This is a genomic window from Mesorhizobium sp. M4A.F.Ca.ET.050.02.1.1, assembly GCF_003997725.1.
Lineage (GTDB): Bacteria > Pseudomonadota > Alphaproteobacteria > Rhizobiales > Rhizobiaceae > Mesorhizobium.
This window is the reverse complement of the sequence record NZ_RZSG01001242.1, coordinates 1-1,040: the sequence shown is the minus strand read 5'-3', so window position 1 is coordinate 1,040 and position 1,040 is coordinate 1. Positions and strand designations below refer to the sequence as shown.

At 65.0% G+C, this 1,040-nt stretch carries 2 protein-coding genes; one reads left to right on the top strand and one right to left on the bottom strand.

Annotation, left to right across the window (positions count from 1 at the left end):
* The coding region (locus EOA33_RS36650; RefSeq protein WP_145989549.1) for a cupin domain-containing protein at window positions 1-272 on the top strand (272 nt) is incomplete at its 5' end.
* 16 nt (window positions 273-288) lie between these two features.
* Here the strand turns inward: EOA33_RS36650 and EOA33_RS36645 are convergent.
* A complete protein-coding gene (locus EOA33_RS36645; RefSeq protein ID WP_281033598.1) occupies window positions 289-972 on the bottom strand; it encodes a transporter substrate-binding domain-containing protein in 684 nt (227 codons plus the stop codon).
* Window positions 973-1,040 lie beyond the last annotated feature (68 nt).

The window sequence follows — 1,040 nt, the reverse complement described above, 5'->3', positions numbered from 1 at the left end:
TTTCGGGCGATCCGAAGTTCCGCACCTGGAATGTCGAGGAGCGGGACGGCGACCTTTATGCCGGCATCTGGGAAGCGACGCCCGGCAAATGGCGCATCGTCTATGACGAGTGGGAGTTCTGCCACATCCTGTCCGGCGTTTCGGTGATCTCCGAGGAAGGCGGCGAGGCGCGCACCGTCAGGGCCGGCGACAGCTTCGTGCTGCGGCCGGGCTTCAAGGGCAGTTGGGAAGTGCTTGAAACCACCCGCAAGGAATATGTGATCAAGCTCTGACCGCCTGCCAACCGGATCAGAGCAGGCGGTCGATTTCGCTGCCGGAGAATCCGTATTCGCTCATCATCTGCCGGTGCCAGGGGCCGCCGAGCAGCTCGCCCAGGCAGGAATCGATGCGCTGGCGCAGCGCGCCGCTGTCTTTGGCCAGTGCGAAGGCGCCCGCCGCCGGCTGCCTTTCCTCGGCCGGAACATCGATGACGGCGAGTTGTGTATCGGGCCGTCCGGCCAGGTAGCCGCGATGCGCCATGGCGACGCTGGCATAGGCATGCACCACGCCGGCGGCGACGGCCTCGGCCGCCTCGGCCTGGGTGCCGAAGATCCTGATCCGCTCGGCCGGAATGCCGTTACGCAGCGCCGTCTGGTGCTGGATCTGGCCTGATATGACACCGATCATGCCGGTCTGATCCATGGCGACCGAGCGATAGCCTACGAAACCGCGCGGATTGTCCCTGGCGACCAGCAGTCCGTCCGACAGCATCCAGATCGGCCGGGTGAAATCGACCAGCTTCTTACGCCCGTCGGAGATGAACAGTCCGGTGGTCATGTCCCACCGATCCCCGGCCAATCCGGGCAGCAGTTCCGCGAACTCCGCTTCGACGGCCGAAAAGCCTTCCAGCCCCAATGTCTGGCAGACTTTCTCCGCCAGCACCGCGTCGCAGCCGTGCAAGGCGCCCGAGGAATCGGTGAAGCAGAATGGCAGAAGGCGAATCTCATGGTCCCGATATCCGTCCGTCGCCTGTCAGAAGGCCACCGCGAGCCGTTCCAGCC